The organism is Streptomyces sp. Q6 (assembly GCF_036967205.1).
Lineage (GTDB): Bacteria > Actinomycetota > Actinomycetes > Streptomycetales > Streptomycetaceae > Streptomyces > Streptomyces citrinus.
On sequence record NZ_CP146022.1, the window covers coordinates 5,694,957 to 5,712,876 of the forward strand.

General features: G+C 72.2%; 14 protein-coding genes and 1 pseudogene. 9 read left to right on the forward strand and 6 right to left on the reverse strand.

The genetic code is table 11. The features are described 5' to 3' along the window. Window positions 1-59: 59 nt before the first annotated feature. Window positions 60-746 (reverse strand): spermidine synthase, encoded by a 687-nt coding sequence (locus tag V2W30_RS26615; protein WP_338700387.1) that lies wholly within the window; start codon window positions 744-746, stop codon window positions 60-62. A gap of 70 nt (window positions 747-816) precedes the next feature. On the opposite strand from V2W30_RS26615, the gene V2W30_RS26620 reads away from it, so the two are divergent. Beyond that, window positions 817-1,476 (forward strand): TetR/AcrR family transcriptional regulator, encoded by a 660-nt coding sequence (locus V2W30_RS26620; RefSeq protein WP_338700389.1) that lies wholly within the window; start codon window positions 817-819, stop codon window positions 1,474-1,476. A 129-nt stretch (window positions 1,477-1,605) separates the two neighbouring features. Next, window positions 1,606-2,394, forward strand: coding sequence for a rhomboid-like protein (locus tag V2W30_RS26625; RefSeq protein WP_425244602.1), 789 nt, complete (start codon window positions 1,606-1,608; stop codon window positions 2,392-2,394). A 28-nt stretch (window positions 2,395-2,422) separates the two neighbouring features. Here the strand turns inward: V2W30_RS26625 and V2W30_RS26630 are convergent. After that, a pseudogene (locus V2W30_RS26630) lies at window positions 2,423-3,412 on the reverse strand (DUF3626 domain-containing protein); the annotation flags it as partial. 86 nt (window positions 3,413-3,498) lie between these two features. Beyond that, complete coding sequence (locus V2W30_RS26635; RefSeq protein ID WP_338700391.1) at window positions 3,499-4,167, reverse strand: GNAT family N-acetyltransferase; 669 nt, start codon at window positions 4,165-4,167, stop codon at window positions 3,499-3,501. A 165-nt stretch (window positions 4,168-4,332) separates the two neighbouring features. On the opposite strand from V2W30_RS26635, the gene lon reads away from it, so the two are divergent. Then, window positions 4,333-6,753 (forward strand): endopeptidase La, encoded by a 2,421-nt coding sequence (lon, locus tag V2W30_RS26640; protein ID WP_338700392.1) that lies wholly within the window; start codon window positions 4,333-4,335, stop codon window positions 6,751-6,753. A 15-nt stretch (window positions 6,754-6,768) separates the two neighbouring features. Here lon and V2W30_RS26645 read toward each other — a convergent pair whose 3' ends face one another. Continuing rightward, window positions 6,769-7,800, reverse strand: coding sequence for a LuxR C-terminal-related transcriptional regulator (locus V2W30_RS26645; RefSeq protein ID WP_338700393.1), 1,032 nt, complete (start codon window positions 7,798-7,800; stop codon window positions 6,769-6,771). 147 nt (window positions 7,801-7,947) lie between these two features. Between V2W30_RS26645 and V2W30_RS26650 the strand changes: the two genes are divergently transcribed. Further along, entirely contained in the window at window positions 7,948-10,800 is a 2,853-nt protein-coding gene (locus V2W30_RS26650) for a M4 family metallopeptidase (RefSeq protein ID WP_338700395.1), read from the forward strand. A 96-nt stretch (window positions 10,801-10,896) separates the two neighbouring features. On the opposite strand, the gene V2W30_RS26655 is transcribed toward V2W30_RS26650, so the two are convergent. Next, window positions 10,897-11,721, reverse strand: coding sequence for a lysozyme (locus tag V2W30_RS26655; protein WP_338700397.1), 825 nt, complete (start codon window positions 11,719-11,721; stop codon window positions 10,897-10,899). 350 nt (window positions 11,722-12,071) lie between these two features. Here V2W30_RS26655 and V2W30_RS26660 point away from each other — a divergent pair, with 350 nt between their 5' ends. After that, window positions 12,072-12,575, forward strand: coding sequence for a MarR family winged helix-turn-helix transcriptional regulator (locus tag V2W30_RS26660; RefSeq protein ID WP_338703771.1), 504 nt, complete (start codon window positions 12,072-12,074; stop codon window positions 12,573-12,575). Window positions 12,576-12,613: 38 nt separating this feature from the next. On the opposite strand, the gene V2W30_RS26665 is transcribed toward V2W30_RS26660, so the two are convergent. Beyond that, on the reverse strand, window positions 12,614-13,402 hold the full coding sequence (locus tag V2W30_RS26665) for a protein phosphatase 2C domain-containing protein (protein WP_338700399.1): 789 nt from the start codon (window positions 13,400-13,402) through the stop codon (window positions 12,614-12,616). Between the two features lie 438 nt (window positions 13,403-13,840). Here V2W30_RS26665 and V2W30_RS26670 point away from each other — a divergent pair, with 438 nt between their 5' ends. From V2W30_RS26670 to V2W30_RS26685, 4 genes are read left to right on the forward strand one after another with little or no spacing between them, the layout of a single operon-like run. Continuing rightward, a complete protein-coding gene (locus tag V2W30_RS26670; RefSeq protein ID WP_425244603.1) occupies window positions 13,841-16,393 on the forward strand; it encodes a nitrate- and nitrite sensing domain-containing protein in 2,553 nt (850 codons plus the stop codon). Next, a complete protein-coding gene (locus V2W30_RS26675; RefSeq protein ID WP_338700401.1) occupies window positions 16,390-16,866 on the forward strand; it encodes a roadblock/LC7 domain-containing protein in 477 nt (158 codons plus the stop codon). Before V2W30_RS26670 ends, V2W30_RS26675 begins: the two co-directional genes overlap by 4 nt. Further along, window positions 16,863-17,282, forward strand: a complete 420-nt coding sequence (locus V2W30_RS26680; protein ID WP_338700403.1) for a DUF742 domain-containing protein — start codon at window positions 16,863-16,865, stop codon at window positions 17,280-17,282. Before V2W30_RS26675 ends, V2W30_RS26680 begins: the two co-directional genes overlap by 4 nt. After that, window positions 17,263-17,892, forward strand: coding sequence for a GTP-binding protein (locus V2W30_RS26685; protein ID WP_338700405.1), 630 nt, complete (start codon window positions 17,263-17,265; stop codon window positions 17,890-17,892). Before V2W30_RS26680 ends, V2W30_RS26685 begins: the two co-directional genes overlap by 20 nt. Window positions 17,893-17,920: the final 28 nt, after the last annotated feature.

A 17,920-nucleotide genomic window follows, 5' to 3' on the forward strand; every position in this document is an offset into this window, starting at 1 on the left:
TTGACGCTTGAATGATCTGGGTTTCGGACGTCAGCGTACGGGGAGTTACCGCCGGTCGGCTACGCGGCCCGTACTGCGAGGTGCACCACGTCGGGTACGCCTCGGACAACGGGGATCTCTTCGGTGCGGACCGCCCGGAATCCGGCATTCCGCAAGGTTCTTTCAAAATTTGCGGAGGGCTGTGCGGACCAAACGGCCAGCACGCCACCGGAGTTGAGACGAGCGGCACAGGCGGCGAGGCCCGCGGGCGAGTAGAGGTTCTCGTTGTCCTCGGTCACGGTCCAGTCCGGGCCGTTGTCGATGTCGAGGCAGAGCGCGTCATATGTCGCGGTGGTTGTGTGGATGTGGTGCACGAGATCGGCCTCGACGATCTCGGTGCGCGGATCGGCGAGCGCCTCGGCCGAGAGGTGGGTCAGCGGACCGTCGCGATGCCAGTCGATGATCGCCGGTTCGCGCTCGACGACGGTGATCCGGCCCCAGCGCGGATCCGCCGCCGCGTGGGCGAGCGAGAAGCCGACGCCCAGGCCGCCGATGAGGACGTCGGGGTGTTCGCGATCGTCGGGCAGCGCGTCCAGGGCCGCGTCCACGAGCAGTCGCTCGGAGCGGCCGTCGGACGTGTCCATCAGGAACGTGCCGTTGGCGATGATCTGGAGCAGGTCGTGGCGGCGCCTCAGGACGATTTCGCCGAAGGGGCCCTCACGGCGGTCCAGGACGACGGTGGTTTCTTCCGGGTACGCGGTGCTCATGCGGGCCAGTTTCACGTACGGGGCGGTGGGCGCGGGCGGAGGTGCGCGGACCGGCTCATAGGGTGGACACATGGAGCGCAGTCAGGAGCAGAAGTCCCGTAGACCCGCGGTCCGCGGCAGCTATGCCGTGGGGGACGAGCGGCGCGCCCGGATCCTGGACACCGCCGTCGAGCACTACGCGCGGTGGGGCTTCCACGCCTCCTCGCTGGCCCGGATCGCCAAGGACGTGGGGATCACGCAGGGCGGGCTGCTGCACCACTTCCGCTCCAAGGAGGACCTGCTCGTCTCGGTGCTGCGGCGCAGCGACGAGCAGGACGTCGAGCGGTTCTTCTCGCGGGAGCCGGCCACGCCCGTCGAGGTGTTCGAACTGCTCGTCGAGCTCGCCGCGCACAACGCCGAGCGCCCCGGCCGCACCAAGATGTTCAACGTCCTGGCCGGCGAGGCCGGTGAGCCGGGCCACCCCGCCCACGACTTCTTCGTACGCCGGTACCGCACCGTCATCGCGAAGACCGCGGCCCCGCTGCGGGCCGCCGTCGAGCGCGGCGAGCTGAGGCCGGACACCGACCCCGAGGGCGTCGCCGCCGAGCTCGCCGCTGTCATGGACGGGCTCCAGCTCCAGTGGGCGCTCGCCCCCGACACGTACGACATGGTGGGGCGGCTCCGCTCCTATCTCGACCGTCTGCTGCGCTCCGTCACGGTCGACGGGGCCGGGCTGCCCGCGCGTCGCTGAGGGCGGGTTGCGGACGTCGCCCGCTGCTGTGAGGTTGCTGTGCATCGCGCCTCACGTGTCGCCGGTCACAGACAACGGCACCCGGTGGGGCGAAGGGTGGGGTGGATCGGCAGGAAAGGGGTGTCCCGGGTGGAACCGGATGTGACGGCCGACGCCGACATACGCGAGCTGCGCGACCCGCGGGGTCCGCTGCCCGCCGTTCCCGCGCAGCCCGGGGCGCCGGTCCCGGAGCGGCTGCCCCGCGGACGCCTCGCCCGGCTGCGGCCGTGGCGGCTGCTGCCCACGCCGTCCGGCACACCGTTCACCTTCACGTACGCCGTCGTCCTCGTCGGCACCTCGCTGTACATGCAGTTCGGGGACCCGGACACGGTCTCCTCGCTGCTCCGCGCATCCAGCACCGATGTCGCCCATCTGGCCCAGTCGCCGGTGCTCGTGCTGCTGGCCAGCGCGCTGTGGATCGCGGGCGGCATCACGTCACCGTTCGTGATCGCCTTCGTCGTCGTCCTGACCGCCCTGGAGCGGCGTATAGGAGGAGTGCGCGCGGCCGGCGTCTTCCTGCTCGGCCACGTCCTCGCGACCCTCGCCACGGAGGTCCCGGTCGGCTTCTCCGTGCTGGCGGGCCACCTTCCCGACAGCTCCCTGCACCGCCTCGACTACGGCATCAGCTTCGGTGTCGCCGCGAGCATAGGAGCGCTGGCCGGCCTGCTCACCCCGTGGCCCCGCCTCCTGGTGCTGCTCGGCTTCGGCGGAATGCTCGTCGCGGACCTGATCGCGTTCACCGATCCGCTGAGCAACTGGGGACATCTGCTGGCCCTGGCCATCGGTGTGGCGACCTGGCCCCTGGTCCGCCGCTGGACCCGCCCCCGACCGGCGGCGGAGACACCCCGAACCGCACGAGGCAGTGCCACAGCTGCTTGACGTACTGCAGGACCGCGTCCTGGCCGCCGTGGGCCGACCAGCTCCGCGGTGACCTGACGACCGAGGCGGCCGCCCGTCCGACGGCCGCCGCGTCGAGGGCGCCGCCGGTCCCGAACTCGCCGGCCACCCGCGCCGCGACCGACGGCAGCGCGGGGCCGCGGAACGCGGCGAGTTCCGCGTCCCGGCCCGCCGGGCGCAGGACGAACCCGCAGTGCCACTCCACCGGCAGTCCGAGGCCGGCGAGCAGGTCGCCGCTCCGGGTGCCGCGGAAGGACGGGTCGAGGACGAGCGCCTCCGCGTCCCTGGCCAGGTCCACGTCGCCGTGCACCTGCGCCTCCACGGAGAAGTCGAGGGAGCGGCCGATGGGCCGCGGTGCGCCTTCCGGCAGCGCGCGGATCGCCGTCACCGGGTCGGCGCCCCGCACACCGAGCGACGCGCCCGTCATCGCCGCGTCCGCCACGAGAGCGGCGAGCACGGGGTGCAGCGCGTCCGCCGTGCCGATGTCGGCCGGGCCGACATGGCTGTCGCCGAAGCAGAAACTGGTCCGCTCGTTCACCTCGGGCCGCAGCCGCACATGGCACGACCCGAACCGGGGCGCGGCGCCGTCCGCGTGCCGCATGAGGTTCAACGCCCCGTACGTGGGCCGCTGCTCGGGGGCGGCGCTCCGGTAGGCCCCGCCGAACAGCCGCTCTTCCCACCCGTCGCGCGGGCCGCCCGGGTGCGCGCTGCGGCTGCCGTTCGACAGACCCGTCTCGTACTGGCCGCGGTACCGGCCGTCGGCGGCGAGCCGCTCGGCGACGGTGGCGCGGTGGCCGAGCGCGGGCACGAGGCGGTCCGGGTGGAAGTTCAGGGTCACGCGCGCGTGGGCGCGCACCGTCGCGATCAGTGCGGCCGCCTTGGCGGGCGTGACTCCGTGGCCGCGCAGCCGGGCGAGGGCGTCGGCGCGGCCCGCGCGACCGGCCGCGCGCACGTGCCGCAGGGCGGCCTGCTGCGCGGGGGTCGGCGGGGGCGGGGTCATGCGCCGCAGTATCGGGGTGTGCGACCGGGCCGGGCAAAGGGATTCCGGTACGGGCCCGGCCGCTCAGGGGCGGGCGGGGCAGGTGCTCAGCGCGGGCCCACGTACGTCGCGTTCGTCAGGGGGGCCACCGTCCGCCAGCCCACCGCCTTGTAGAGGAGGTGGCCCTCGGGGGTGCAGGCGAGGACGGCTCGGGTGGCGCCCGTGGCGTGGGCCGCCGCGTGGAGCGTGCCCATGATGACCCGGCCGAGGCCCTTGCGGCGGTGGTCCTCGGACGTCTCGATCTGGTCGACCACCGCGCTCGCGCCGGTCGGCACGACCTGGCCGCGCGCCGCGAAGGCGCCGTCGGCGTCGGTGATCAGGAGGCGGGTGACGGCTCCGCGGGTCCAGGAGCGCAGGTGGTAGCCGGAGGGGACCTCGGGGGCCGGTGCCGGGGTCAGCTCCGTCGTCATCAGGTAGTCGTCCGAGCCGTACGGCTCCCATTCCGGGCCGAGCCAGGGCAGCACCCGGGCCGGGTCCGCGAAGACCTTCAGGTGGGTGTTCCTGGCGCGCGTCGACTCCGTCGCCTTGCGGACGTCCTCCTCGCGCACCGCGTCGTTCGTGGCGCCGATGACGTGCCGGCCGACCTGCTGCGGCAGGCCCACGTGGATCGTGTAGCCCCAGGGCTCGACGAGCGGGGGAGTCGCCCCGCGCGAGACGACCCAGCCGTCGACCCAGTCCCGTACGTGATCCACACGATCCACGCCCGCGTCCGCCATGGCCACTCCCCGGATGTAATGGTTGCTTGTGGTGAGTGAACCTTACGTGTGCGGTGTTCCGGCGCGACAGAGGTGATCGCTGACAGCGAACGCGCGGTCGGGAACATTCGGAGGTGCTCAAGCATTGAGTCGACATAGCTCAACTTGACTGCCTAGGGAGAGATCATGGCTTCGACGTCCAACCCACTCACCCTGCCGGTGCTGCCCCTCGACGACGAGGTCGTGCTGCCCGGAATGGTGGTGCCGCTGGACCTGAACGACACCGACGTACGCGCCGCGGTGGAGGCCGCTCAGGCCGCCGCCCGCTCCAGCGGGCCCGACGGGGGAACCAAGCCGAAGGTGCTCCTTGTTCCGCGGGTCGACGGCACGTACGCGAACACCGGTGTGCTCGGCACCGTCGAGCAGGTGGGGCGCCTCGCCGACGGCGACCCGGGCGCGCTGATCCGCGGCCGCGGCCGCGTGCGCATCGGCGCGGGCACGACCGGGCCCGGCGCCGCTCTGTGGGTGGAGGGCGTGACCGTCGAGGAGGAGGTGCCCGAGCCGCTGCCCGGCGCGGTCACCGAACTCGTCAAGGAGTACAAGGCGCTCGCCACGAACTGGCTGAAGAAGCGCGGAGCCTGGCAGGTCGTGGACCGCGTCCAGCAGATCGACGACGTGTCCGCCCTCGCCGACAACTCCGGCTACTCCCCGTTCCTCACGACCGCGCAGAAGGTCGAACTCCTGGAGACCGCCGACCCGGTCGCCCGCCTCAAGCTCGCCACCGCCCAGCTGCGTGAGCACCTCGCCGAGCAGGACGTCGCCGAGACCATCGCCAAGGACGTGCAGGAAGGCGTCGACAAGCAGCAGCGCGAGTTCCTGCTGCGCCGCCAGCTCGAAGCCGTACGCAAGGAACTGCGCGAGATCAACGGCGAGCAGGACGGCGAGGAGTCCGACGACTACCGGGCCCGCGTCGAGGCCGCCGACCTGCCCGAGAAGGTCCGCGAGGCGGCCCTCAAGGAGGTCGACAAGCTGGAGCGGTCCAGCGACCAGTCGCCGGAGGGCTCCTGGATCCGGACCTGGCTGGACACCGTCCTCGAACTGCCGTGGAACGAGCGGACCGAGGACGCGTACGACATCCGCGGCGCCCGCGCCGTCCTCGACGCCGAGCACTTCGGTCTCGACGACGTCAAGGAGCGGATCACCGAGTACCTGGCCGTGCGCAAGCGGCGCTCCGAGCGGGGGCTCGGGGTCGTCGGCGGGCGGCGCGGCGGTGCCGTGCTCGCGCTCGTCGGCCCGCCCGGAGTGGGAAAGACGAGCCTCGGTGAGTCCGTCGCCCACGCCATGGGCCGCAAGTTCGTCCGCGTCGCGCTCGGCGGCGTCCGGGACGAGGCCGAGATCCGCGGCCACCGGCGTACGTACGTGGGCGCGCTGCCGGGACGGATCGTGCGGGCCGTCAAGGAGGCCGGGTCCATGAACCCGGTCGTGCTGCTCGACGAGATCGACAAGGTGGGATCGGACTTCCGGGGCGACCCGGCCGCCGCCCTCCTCGAAGTGCTCGACCCGGCGCAGAACCACACCTTCCGGGACCACTACCTGGAGGTGGAGCTGGACCTGAGCGACGTCGTGTTCCTGGCGACCGCGAACGTGCTCGAAGCCATCCCCGAGGCACTGCTCGACCGGATGGAGCTCGTCCGCCTCGACGGCTACACCGAGGACGAGAAGGTCGTCATCGCGCGGGACCACCTGGTGCCGCGACAGCTGGAGCGCGCCGGACTCGCCGACGGTGAGGTCGCCCTCGACGAGGACGCGTTGCGCAAGCTCGCCGGTGAGTACACGCGGGAGGCCGGTGTCCGCAACCTGGAGCGGGCCGTCACGCGGGTGCTGCGCAAGGTCGCGGCCCAGCACGAACTCGGCGACCGGGAGCTGCCGTTCACGGTCGGCGAGGGTGACCTGCGGGCGCTCATCGGGCGGCCGCACCACGTGCCCGAGTCCGCGCAGGACCCGGCCGAGCGGCGCACGGCGGTGCCGGGTGTCGCGACCGGCCTCGCGGTCACCGGAGCCGGTGGCGACGTCCTCTTCGTCGAGGCGTCCCTCGCCGACGCGGAGACCGGGGCGGCCGGGCTGACCCTGACCGGTCAGCTGGGTGACGTCATGAAGGAGTCGGCGCAGATCGCCCTGTCCTTCCTGCGTTCCCACGGCGCCGAACTGGAGCTGCCCGTCGCCGACCTGAAGGAGCGGGGCGTGCACATCCACTTCCCCGCGGGCGCGGTGCCGAAGGACGGGCCGAGCGCGGGCGTCACGATGACGACCGCCCTCGCGTCGCTGCTGAGCGGACGCCTCGTCCGTACGGATGTGGCGATGACCGGTGAGGTCTCGCTGACGGGCCGGGTGCTGCCCATCGGCGGCGTGAAGCAGAAGCTGCTCGCCGCGCACCGGGCGGGCATCACGACCGTCATCATCCCGAAGCGCAACGAGGCCGACCTGGACGATGTCCCGGCGGAGGTCCTGGAGAAGCTGGAGGTGCACCCGGTGACGGACGTCCGACAGGTTCTCGAACTGGCCCTGGCCCCGGCCGAGGTGAAGGTGGAGGTCCCCGTCGCCGCGTGAGCCGCGCGCGGACCGTCAGGTGCCTGAGGGGCTGGAGTCGAGCCAGCCCCTCAGCGTCGCCCGCACACCCGCCTGGAAGCGGGTCTGCGCGTTCAGCATCGTCATCAGACGGGTGATGCGGCGGCGCACCGTGTGCACATGGAGGTCGAGGCGGCGGGCGATCGCCTCGTCCTTCAGGCCCGAGGCGAGCATCGTCAGGAGCTCGCGGTCCTCGTCCGTGACCTGGTCGGGGGAGTCCGAACCGATCGGCATGGAGCGCTCCCACACCGCCTCGAACAGCGGCACCAGGGCGTGGCTGAGTAGCGAGTCGTTCACCACGAGCGCGGAGGCCGTCGGGTCCGCCGCGTCGGTCGGCGGCAGCAGCGTCACCCGCCGGTCGACGGTGAACAGCTTGGTCGGCAGGTCCTGGCCGACCCGTATCTGAACCCCTTGCGCGGCAAGGTCGTTGAGGCCGCGCGCCCGCCCGGGAAAGGTGAAGCCCTCCCGGTCCACGACCGCCCGCACCCGTGCCCCGCGCCGCACGGGCGACGCCATGTCGAGCGGGGTCGGCATGCCGTCCGGCTGGGAGGACGCGTACGGCGGGCGGTCCAGGAGCGCCACCTCCTCGGTCGCCGACGCCAGCATCGCCGCGATGCGCTCGCTGATCGCCCGGCCGCCGCGGACCGTCTCGATGCCCATCGCCCGGACGTCCGCGGGGGTGGCGCTCAGGAGCTGCGCGGCGAGCCGGTCCACGGAACCGGTGAGCTCCTCCAACTCGGCCGACCGGTGCAGGAGTTCCGCCTGGCGGTGATGGAGCAGATTGCGCAGGGCCGTCGCGGGCGCGACCGCGACGGGCACCGTGCCGCCGCGCGGCTGCGGCACCGTGAAACCGCGGTCGGCGAGGTGGCCGAGGACGGCGCCGGTCCGCCGGACCGAGAGCCCGACCGCCCGCGCGAGCCCCGCCCGCGAAGTGAACGCGGGCGGTGTGAGCAGGGCTTCGTACACCCTGAGCTCTTCCTCGCCGAGTCCGAGAGCCTGCCACTGCGCGTCGTGCCCACCCGATGTCACCTGGGCATTTTCCGTTGATCGATGCAGGCCACACAAGTGTGCACGTACACAAGTAAGCACCCGGAACGCATTGTTCCCACGGGGTGCCCGGCCTTTGCATGGCCGCACCGACATCCGTTCACGCATCAGTGGCACCGGAGGGCAACTGTGGGGACCTCAGCACGCAGACGTAAGGACACGAGCCGGGGCCGGGGCATAGCCGCGGCCCACGGAGTGGCGGCACTGCTCGCCGCCGCGGGCCTGATGGTCACCGGAGTGTCGGCCGCGCAGGCGGCCGACACCACGGCCCCGGTCGTGAACGGCGCGGACACCGACACCGACACCCCCTCGCTCGTCACCGGGCTGCACGACGAGGTGTCCGCCACCGACAGCGCCGCCGACGCGGCCCGCGGCCACCTCGCCGGCAAGAAGGGCCGCTACCACATCGCGGACACCTCGGCGAAGGACCTCACCTCGCTCGGCACCACGACCGCCAAGGGCGGCCGCGAGACGGTCCGGCTCCAGCAGAAGTACCGGGGCGTCGAAGTGCTCGGCGGCCAGTACGTGGTCCGCATGGAGAAGAAGGACGGCAAGCGCACCGTCACCGGCACGTCCGGCAAGTACTTCACCGAGCTGAAGCTGGACACGGTCACGCCGAAGGTCTCCGAGAAGGTCGCGATCCAGCGCGCCGTCGCCGCCGCGGCCACCCAGCTCGGCACGGCCCCGCTGCGCGCACCCGCCAAGGGCGCCAAGGCCGGCGAGAACCCGCTCAGCGGCAAGGCCGAAGGAGTCGTCGTCCTGCCGCAGGGCGAGGGCGTGCTCGCCCGCCACATCACCGTCACGGGCAGCAACCCGGCCGACGGGACGCCGGTGCGGCAGGAGGTGTACGTCGACGCCCACTCCGGGTTCCCGCTGCTCCAGTACAGCGGCATCCAGTCCTTCGGCTCGACGGACACGGCCACCGGACAGACGCAGGACGCGGCGACGACCGCGGACGACGCCGCCACCACGTCCGTCCCGCCGTTCCTCGTCAAGGGCTCCGGCACCCGCTACAACGGCGAGAAGGCCGACCTCAACCTGTACAAGGGCGCCGACGGCACCTACCAGATGATCGACTACGGGTTCCGGACCGCCGAGGACCCGTACGAAGGCCCCATGCTGAAGACCTACGACGCGCGCGGCGTCGACGTCGCGTACGCGTCCGGCACCTGGCCGAGCGGCGTCAAGGTCTTCTCCTCGACCACCCCCGAGTTCGGCGCCGACGCCACCGACTCCGGTGCGGTGGACGCCCATTGGGCCGCCAACAAGGTCTACGGCTACTACAAGGACCACTTCGGCCGTAAGGGGCTCGACGACAAGGACGAGTACATCTACTCGCTCGTCGGCGTCACGGCCAACGGCGGCCCGTACAACAACGCCTTCTGGGACGGCAGCAAGATGGTGTACGGCCAGGGAGGCGGCGACTACCGCACCTTCTCGGCGGACGCCGACGTCGTGGGCCACGAGATGACGCACGGCGTCACCGAGCACAGCGCGAACCTCGTGTACGTGGGCCAGTCCGGCGCGATCAACGAGGCGATCTCGGACTACTTCGGCAACGCCATCGACCTGGAGTCGAGCGGTCAGTCGATGGACGACCCGGACTCGGGTCTGCTCGGCGAGGACCTGTGCACCACGCTGTCGCCGCGCGAGTGCGCGCTGCGCGACCTCAACAACGACATGACCACGCAGAAGGACTTCATCGGCGTCACCGCCCGCGGTGACAGCGGCGGCGTGCACCTCAACTCGCCGATCTTCTCGGGCGCGCTGTGGGACATCCGCAAGAGCTTCGGCGGCGACTTCGCCGACCAGGTCGTCTACCGCGCGCTGACCGCGTACATGACGCCGCTCGACGGCTTCACCGAGGGCCGCGCCGCCGTCCTCGCGGCCGCACAGGAGCTGGGCGCCACCAAGGCCCAGGTGCAGACCGTCGAGGACGCCTTCGCCCGGCACGGCATCGTGCCCGGCTGGGAGACCAAGCTCGGCGTCGACACGGACACCCTCCTGACCGCGGTCAACACGTCCTCCACCAACGTCGGCGCGGGCGGCGGCAAGTACGCCGTCTCGCGCAGCAACGAGGACGGCAGCGAGCCGTACTCGGTGTGGGTGGGCGACACCTCCGGCAAGGGCGCACCCCAGCAGGTGAGCCCCAACAACGGTGACTACAACGTCTACGCGAACACCGACGGCAAGACCGTGGTGTGGGCCGACTACAGCAGCAACGGCGTCTCCATCATGGCGCGCCCGGTCGGCGGCGGACTCGCCAAGCGGGTCGACGCCATCGGCAGCGACGTCTCCGGGCTCGTCGTGGACGGCGACTACGTCGCGTACACCGCGACCAACCCGCAGTACGGCGTGACGAACGTCCGGTACGTCAACATGAAGACCGGCGAGGTCGGCCTGGTCGACGGCGGCCGTCCCTACCGCATCTCGGGCCTGCCCTCCGTCAAGAACGGCAAGATCGCCTTCGCGGCGTTGACGCCCGACGCGAACGGCAACGCCGTGCTCGGCGTCAACGTCTTCGACGCGGCGGCCGGCACCACCAAGGCGATGCCCGTCAGCAGCGGCGTGCAGAGCGTCGGCCAGACCGCCATCACCGACGACGGCGTCTTCTGGATCGAGGACACGGACCTGACCGACGGCGGCAAGGCCATGGTGCGCCGCGCCGGCCTCGACGGCACGAACCCCCTCACCGTCACCCCGGAGTCCGGCACCGGCTCGCTGTACGCGTACACGCTCACCGCCTCGGACGACGCGGTCACCGTCACCCAGCTGCCCCCGGCCACCACGTGGGCCAACGCGACGCTGCCGAAGCTGTACCAGGTCGCTCCCGACGGCAAGGGCGGCCCCAAGCGCGTCTCCTGCAACCGCGGCGACCAGGCCTACGCGGCCGCCGACACCGGACAGCGCGTGCTGTGGCTGGACGGCACCACCGGCTCCACGAACCTCGTGAAGCGCGACAGGCCGGCGGGCAAGTGCTGAGCTGAGCCCACCCCAGACGAAGGCGGCCGGTTCCGTGGGGGAACCGGCCGCTTTCTCCTGTCTGCCGTACGGGTCTGCCGTACGGGCGGGACCGGCTCAGCCGTTGGCGAGCGCCTGTACGCGGTCCAGGGCGCCGTTGAACTTGTTGTGATCGCCGACCGTCGGACCGGACGACGTGTACTGCCACATCGTGTAGTAGCCCCAGCCCGCGGGCAGCGTGCCCGGGTCGGCGGCGTAGCGGGCGACCCACAGCGGGTTGGTGGCGCCGAAGGCCGAGGAGTTGCCGGTGCACTGCGTCCACCAGCTCGTCGCCGTGTAGATGACGGCGTCACGGCCGGTGCGGGCCTTGTACTGGTTCAGGAAGTCCCGGATCCAGGTCACCATCGCGCTCTGCGTCTTGCCGTAGCAGGCGGCGCCGTACGGGTTCCACTCGATGTCGAGCGCGCCCGGCAGGGTCTTGCCGTCCCGCGACCAGCCGCCCCCGTGGTCCACGAAGTAGTTGGCCTGCGTGGCGCCGCTCGTGGTGTCGGGGGTGGCGAAGTGGTACGAGCCGCGGATCATGCCCACGTTGTAGGAGCCGTTGTACTGCTGCGCGAAGTAGGGGTTCGTGTAGTACGTGCCCTCGGTGCCTTTGACGTAGGCCCACTTCACGCCGCTGCCCCAGAGCGTGGACCAGGACACGTTGCCCTGGTGGCTGCTGACGTCGACGCCCTCGGTCTGGGTGGCCCGGGTGACGGGGCCCTGGCCGGTGTCGCCGTCGTGCGCCGCGACGCCCATGCCGAGGTAGGCCTCGCCGCGGGTGGGGGTGTCGGCGGCGTGCGCCGCGCTCGGCAGGGTGAGGAAGAGGGAGAGCGCTGCGAACAGGGCTCCGGCCGCGGTGGCGCGGGTGCGGCGGCTGGTTCCGGGTCTGTGCACGGGCATGTGAGTGCCTCCGAAGGCCTCGTGGGGGATCAGGGGTGCTGATCGATGACCTGTGCTGTGCTGACCTGTGCGGGTGCCGGCCTGCGGGGTGCCGGCCTGGACAGTGCGGGCCTGGTGCTGTGCCGTGGGGAAGTGCGCAGCGGCGACCTGTCGACATGTCGATGGTATGAACATGCCATCCGCGCTGTCGTGCATGACGCTACGCATGTAGACCAGGGCGAGGGAAGGGGGCCTGGATGCCGCCGTTGGTCTACTCCTGCGAAATACTGGCGGAGCTGCGGCGATGGCGGCGATTGGCGAAAACTTTCAGAATTCGGAAACCCGGGGAATCTCTGGCCATGGGTGCTGACGTGCACGAAGACGGGAACGGCGAGCGGCGGAACGCGGAACGTGACGCGAACTCCGCCGCCGCGCCGACTGGTGTGGACCACGAATTCCTGTCCCTGGAGCGGGAGTTGACGGTCTTCCTGCGCCGCGCGCGGGCCTCCTCGGGGGAGATGGCCCGCGAGGTCCACCCGGACCTGGAACCGTCCGCGTACGGGCTCCTCGCCCGCCTGGACGAGTGCGGCGCGCAGCGGGCGACCACGCTCGCCGCGTACATCGGCGTCGGCAAGGCGACGATGAGCCGCCAGCTGCGCGCCCTGGAGGACCTCGGCCTGGTCTCCCGCGAACCCGACCCCGCGGACGGCCGCGCCTGGCTCGTCTCCCTCACCGGGCACGGCCGCGCCAACTGCCGCGAGGTGCGGGACGCGCGGCGGATGCGGTACGTGCGCCAGCTGGCGGGCTGGGACCGCCGTGAGGTCGCGGAACTGGCCCGGCTGCTGCACCAGTTGAACGCCGGAATCGAGGAGTGAACGGGCCCGCGGCCGTCACGCGCGGGGGCCCCGGGCCGTCACAGTTCCGCGAACACCACCGAGGCGTCGTCGTGGGTCTTGCTGCGGCGTAGGTGGGTCCGGGTGTGTTCGTCCGCGGTCTCCAGGGCGCGGACCCGGGACACCGTGCCCGAGGCGCCTTCCTTGCGGACGAGGGCGAACAGGTCCGTCCAGTCGCCCTCGCCGAACGTGTCCACCCAGCGGGTCACGCCGTCCGTCATCGCCGCGAGGGCGCGGACGTCGGCGCGGGGGAGCGTGCCGGTCACCGCGCGGGACGCCACCGCCGGGTCGGCCGCCGCCGTGAAGAAGCCGCCCTCCTTGTTGCGCACGGTCGCGTCGGCCACCTCGTCCGAGACCAGGCAGGCGCGCGGGACCCGGGACAGGCGGTCGTCGAGGAGCGCGGTCACCGTGCCGTCCGGCGCCTCGACGAGCAACGCCGAGTCGGAGAGCACCAGATGCTCGACCACGTCCGCGTCCCAGCGCGCGAGGACGACGGTTGCCTGAGGCGTGCGCGGGTGAGAAAGGTCACAGGTTCCGCGGTGGGTGTCGGCGGTCCGTGTGATGCCGGTGGAGAGGATGTCAAGCAGGGTCATATCCCGCCGCGTAGCGGACAGTTCGGACAGTGCGCCGCCGAGGTGGGCCGTGAACCAGGGGACGGAATGCAGACAGCCCGCGTCGCCGGACGGAGGGGTGACGCCGTCGAGGACGACGAGTGATCCGCCCTGTCCGGACGCCGGAACCGCGACGGATGCGTAGTCCTCGTTCGGGCGGGCGGGGTCACCGGGCTCGGTGGTCAGGTCGATGCGCATCCGGCCAGTCTGCACGGCGTCTTCACAAGGTGGACGAATCGCGGGAGTTGGACCGTACCAGCAGGTCATGGTGGGGGGTTTGGGGCGGAATGATCAACTCCGGTGGACGGGTGGCGGGGCATCTTGCCAAAGCCTGTGAAGGACGTCCAACCGGCTCTCCGGGAAAGGATGGTGAAGTCGAGCGGGGAACTTGCTCCTCAACTCCCGGTCGATGTTCACTCCTTCGGGTGGCGGGGCAGGTGATGCACGCCCGCTGCTCACCGGCACTGGAATGGTCAGGAGCCATGCCAGAGGGGCACCTGTGTTGACGGACCGTCATCCGGCCCAGGGGTACGACGAGTCAGGAATGCGAGCACCAGGTTGCGTAACACCTCCGGCGGTAACGGGGACAGCGGTCTTGGCGCCCCACCCGTGATCGGGACCGGCAAACGCGCGCGCGTGCGCAACCGGCTGATCGTCGCGGTGGCCGTCGTGGCCGCCGCCATCGCGGGGGCGGGAGTCCCCTCCGTCGTCGCCGCGTCGGGCCGGCTCAGCGACACGCAGGAGCTGGTCGACGACGCCGCGCGCACCCAGCTCGCGCTCTCCCTGTCGCACGCCCTCGCCGACGAGCGCGACGAGGTCACCGTCTACATCGCCGCCGGGCGCCCCAAGGGCCAGGGGCTCACCGAGGCGCGCAGCGCGCGGGTCGACCGGCAGGTGCAGGAGCTGCGGGCCGACGCGCCCGGGACCCTGCGCCGCTCCATCGACGAGATCGCCGCCGTGCGCCGCGCCGCCCTCACCGGCAAGGGCTCGGCCCTGGAGGCGCACACCGCGTACTCGAAGGCCATCGCCGAGCTGCACCGGCTCGCCGAGGACCTGGCGGACCGGATCCCGGCCCGCGCCGGCGCCGGCGCGCACGCCCTCGCCGACCTGGACCGCGCCGTCGAGCAGGCGTCGGCCGCACGGGGGCTGCTGCTCGCCGCGTACGCCGTCCCGCGCTCCACGGACACCACGACCGTCGTCGACCCCGTCACGGGCCTGCCGAAGACCGTGGTGAGCGAGGACTCCGCCGACAGCGGGCAGCGGGACGAGCTGAGCGCCGCGGCCCAGCTGGCCCGGGTGCGCGAGCGGGCCGCCCTCGACGACTTCCGCGAGTCCGCCCCGGCCGCCTCCGTGAACGCGTACGACTCGACGGTCACCGGACCCGACGCCGCCAAGGCCGACTCCTACCTGAAGCGGCTCACCGACGCGCCCACGCTCTCCGACGCCGAGCTCGGCTACAGGAGCAAGAGCGTCGACGCCGCCCTGACCGCCCGCATCGACCTCATGCGGGGCGCCGAGGCCGCCCTCGGCGACCAGCGCGTCAAGCGCCTGGAGCAGCTGCGCGACGACGACGTGACCGCCCTGGAGCTGCGGATCGCGCTCATCGGCGTCCTGCTCCTCTCGGCGGTGGGCGTGGCCATGGGCGCCGCCCGCTCGCTGACCCGGCCGCTGGCCGTGCTGCGGATCGGCTCGGCCCGCGTCGCCGAGGCGCCGCTGACGGAGGAGCCGGTCAAGTTCACCGGCCGCAACGACGAGTTCGCCCAGGTCGTCCGCTCCGTCAACGCCCTGCACGCGCACGCCGTCGCCCTCAACGAGCGCCAGGCCACCCTGGAGTCCGACCGCAAGCACCTGATCGGCGAGCGCCAGCGGATGGCCGACGAGCGCGACGCGCTGCGCGCCGAACTGGCCGAGGCGGCTGTCCAGTTGGAGCGCGCCAGGCACTCCATCCACGGCACGTTCGTCAACCTGGCCCTGCGCACCCTCGGCCTCGTCGAGCGCCAACTCGGCGTCATCGAGGGCCTGGAGGAGCGCGAGCAGGACCCGGAGCGGCTCGCTACCCTCTTCAAGCTCGATCACTTCGCCACCGTCATGCGGCGCCACAGCGAGAACCTGCTGGTCCTCGCGGGCGCCGAGCACGGACAGCAGCACGCCGGATCCGTCCCCCTCGTCGACGTCGCGCGCGCCGCCGTCTCCGAGATCGAGCGGTACGAGCGGGTACGCATCGCCGCGCTGCCGCCGCACGCGCACATCGCCGGGTTCGCGGCCGACGACCTCAGCCACCTCGTGGCCGAACTCCTGGAGAACGCCACGTCGTTCTCGCCGCCGGACGCCGCCGTCGAGGTCTCCGGCTGGCTCCTGGAGAACGGCGAGGTGATGCTCTCCGTGCAGGACGAGGGCATCGGCATGGCCGAGGACCGGATGCGCGAGCTGAACGCCCGGCTCGCCGCCTTCAGCGCCGAGCAGGCGCACGACCCGGAGGACACCGACGGGCTCGGCCTCGGCCTGTACGTCGTCGCGCGCCTCGCCGCCCGGCACGGCCTGCGGGTCCGGCTGCGCGAGCAGAAGCAGGGCGGCATCGCGGCCGTCGTCGTCCTGCCCACCGCGCTGCTCGCCCCGGTCCCCGCGGCGGCCGTACCGCCCGCCGTACCCGTGCCCGGCGGCGCGCCCGCCGTACACCTGCCGGGCTCCGAGGCCGAGGCCAACTCCAACGTCCTCGACGGCCGTACGCTGCCCGCCCCCGGCGCCGCTGACCCGCTGATCCAGGCCGCCGAGCACGCCGTACGGGAGTCCGAGGCCGAGACGACGATGGAGCTCGTCGCGCCGCCGGCCCGCTACGACGCGGAGCCCGACACGCACGAGCGCACCGCGGACGAGAGCCCCGCCGAGCCGCCGGCGCCCGCTCCCGCCGCCGAGGTGCCGCCGCAGCGCACGCCCGCCGAGCCGCCCGCCCCCACCGGCGAGCGCCTCACCGACAAGGGCCTGCCCAAGCGCACCCCGAAGGTCACCGCCGCCGCCCCCGCTCCGAAGCCGCGCACCGGCTCCGTCGACGCGGACGCGCTGCGGCGCCGGCTCGGCGGCTTCCACCGCGGCGCCCAGGAGGGCCGCAGGGACGTGGAGGTCGAGCTGGCCGAGGACCCAGTACTTAGTGGAGAAGCCAAGGGGGACACCGCCGAGGAGGCAAGCAGTTGACTGCGCCCACCCCTGCACTGAGTTCGGCAGCACGCAACCTGCACTGGCTGCTGACCAATCTGGTCGAGGAGGTGCCAGGGCTCCTCTCCGTCGCCGTCGTCTCGTCCGACGGACTGCTCCTGCTCTCCTCGGACCCGGGGAGGAACCGACAGACCCCGGCCGGCCACAGCGGCGGCCCCAAGGGATCGAGTGCCGACCTGGCCACCATCGTGTCCGGCGTCGGCTCCCTGACCATCGGCGCCGCCAAGCTGATGGACGGCGGAGGCGTCAAGCAGACCATGGTCGCGATGGAAGAGGGCAGCCTCTTCGTCATGTCGATCAGTGACGGTTCCCTGCTCGGCGTGCACGCCACCCCGGACTGCGACATGAGCGTCATCGCGTACCACATGGCGCTCTTCGTCGGCCGTGCCGGGCACGTCCTGACGCCCGAACTCCGCAGCGAACTGCGCCAGTCGATGGAGACCACCCGATGACAGCCGGCAGTACGAGCAGTACGAGCAAACTCCCCGTGCGCGGCGGGGGGCGCAGGCCCGCCCGTGTCCGCCCCTACTCCCTCACCGGCGGCCGGACCCGCTTCGGGCACGTGCTGCTCGTCGAGACGTTCGTGGCCGCGCTCGAACTCGAAGCGGCCGACGAGCGCCTCGAACTGGGCAAGGGCACCCTCGCGGGCGTCATGCCGGAGATGCGGGCCATCGTCGAGCTGTGCCGCCGCATGCGCACGGTCGCCGAGATCGCCGCGCTCCTCAAGATGCCCCTGGGCGTGGTCCGCGTGCTCCTCAGCGACCTCGCCGACCAGGGAAAGATCCGCGTGTACGGAACAGGTCACGGCCCGGGACAGCCGGACCGCGCGCTCCTGGAAAGGGTGCTGAGTGGACTCCGCCGTCTCTGAACTCGTCGCGGGACTCCCCGGCGAGGACGAGCAGTTGCAGGCCTGGCAGACGGACCGGACCCGGGCCCCGATCGCCACGAAGATCGTCGTCGCGGGTGGCTTCGGCGTCGGCAAGACGACGCTGGTGACCGCCGTCTCGGAGATCCAGCCCCTCCAGACGGAGGCGCTGATGACCCGGGCGAGCGAGGACACCGACGACCTCACCGCGACGCCCGACAAGACGACCACCACGGTCGCCATGGACTTCGGCCGCATCACGCTCGACGACGACCTGGTGCTCTACCTCTTCGGTACGCCGGGCCAGCAGCGCTTCTGGTTCATGTGGGACGACCTGGTGCGCGGCGCGATCGGCGCCGTCGTGCTCGCCGACACCCGCCGCCTGTCCGACTGCTTCCCCGCGCTCGACTACTTCGAGAGCTGCGGACTGCCGTACGTCGTGGCCGTCAACCACTTCGACGGGAGCGAGGAGTTCGCGCCGGACGACGTGCGCGAGGCGCTCACCGTGCCGCCGCACGTGCCCGTCCTCGTGATGGACGCGCGCCGCCGGATCTCGGCGATCGAGACGCTGCTCGCCCTGGTCGGCCACGCCCTGGACGCCACCCCCGAGTAGCGCCGAAGTCCCCGTACCCATACGCCAG

Excerpts from the sequence above, each read along its gene's own strand:
- lon (WP_338700392.1), top strand. The coding sequence starts at position 4,333 with ATGGCTTCGACGTCCAACCCACTCACCCTGCCGGTGCTGCCCCTCGAC.
- V2W30_RS26655 (WP_338700397.1), bottom strand. The coding sequence starts at position 11,721 with ATGCCCGTGCACAGACCCGGAACCAGCCGCCGCACCCGCGCCACCGCG.
- V2W30_RS26620 (WP_338700389.1), top strand. The coding sequence starts at position 817 with ATGGAGCGCAGTCAGGAGCAGAAGTCCCGTAGACCCGCGGTCCGCGGC.
- V2W30_RS26680 (WP_338700403.1), top strand. The coding sequence starts at position 16,863 with ATGACAGCCGGCAGTACGAGCAGTACGAGCAAACTCCCCGTGCGCGGC.
- V2W30_RS26665 (WP_338700399.1), bottom strand. The coding sequence starts at position 13,402 with ATGCGCATCGACCTGACCACCGAGCCCGGTGACCCCGCCCGCCCGAAC.
- V2W30_RS26615 (WP_338700387.1), bottom strand. The coding sequence starts at position 746 with ATGAGCACCGCGTACCCGGAAGAAACCACCGTCGTCCTGGACCGCCGT.
- V2W30_RS26635 (WP_338700391.1), bottom strand. The coding sequence starts at position 4,167 with ATGGCGGACGCGGGCGTGGATCGTGTGGATCACGTACGGGACTGGGTC.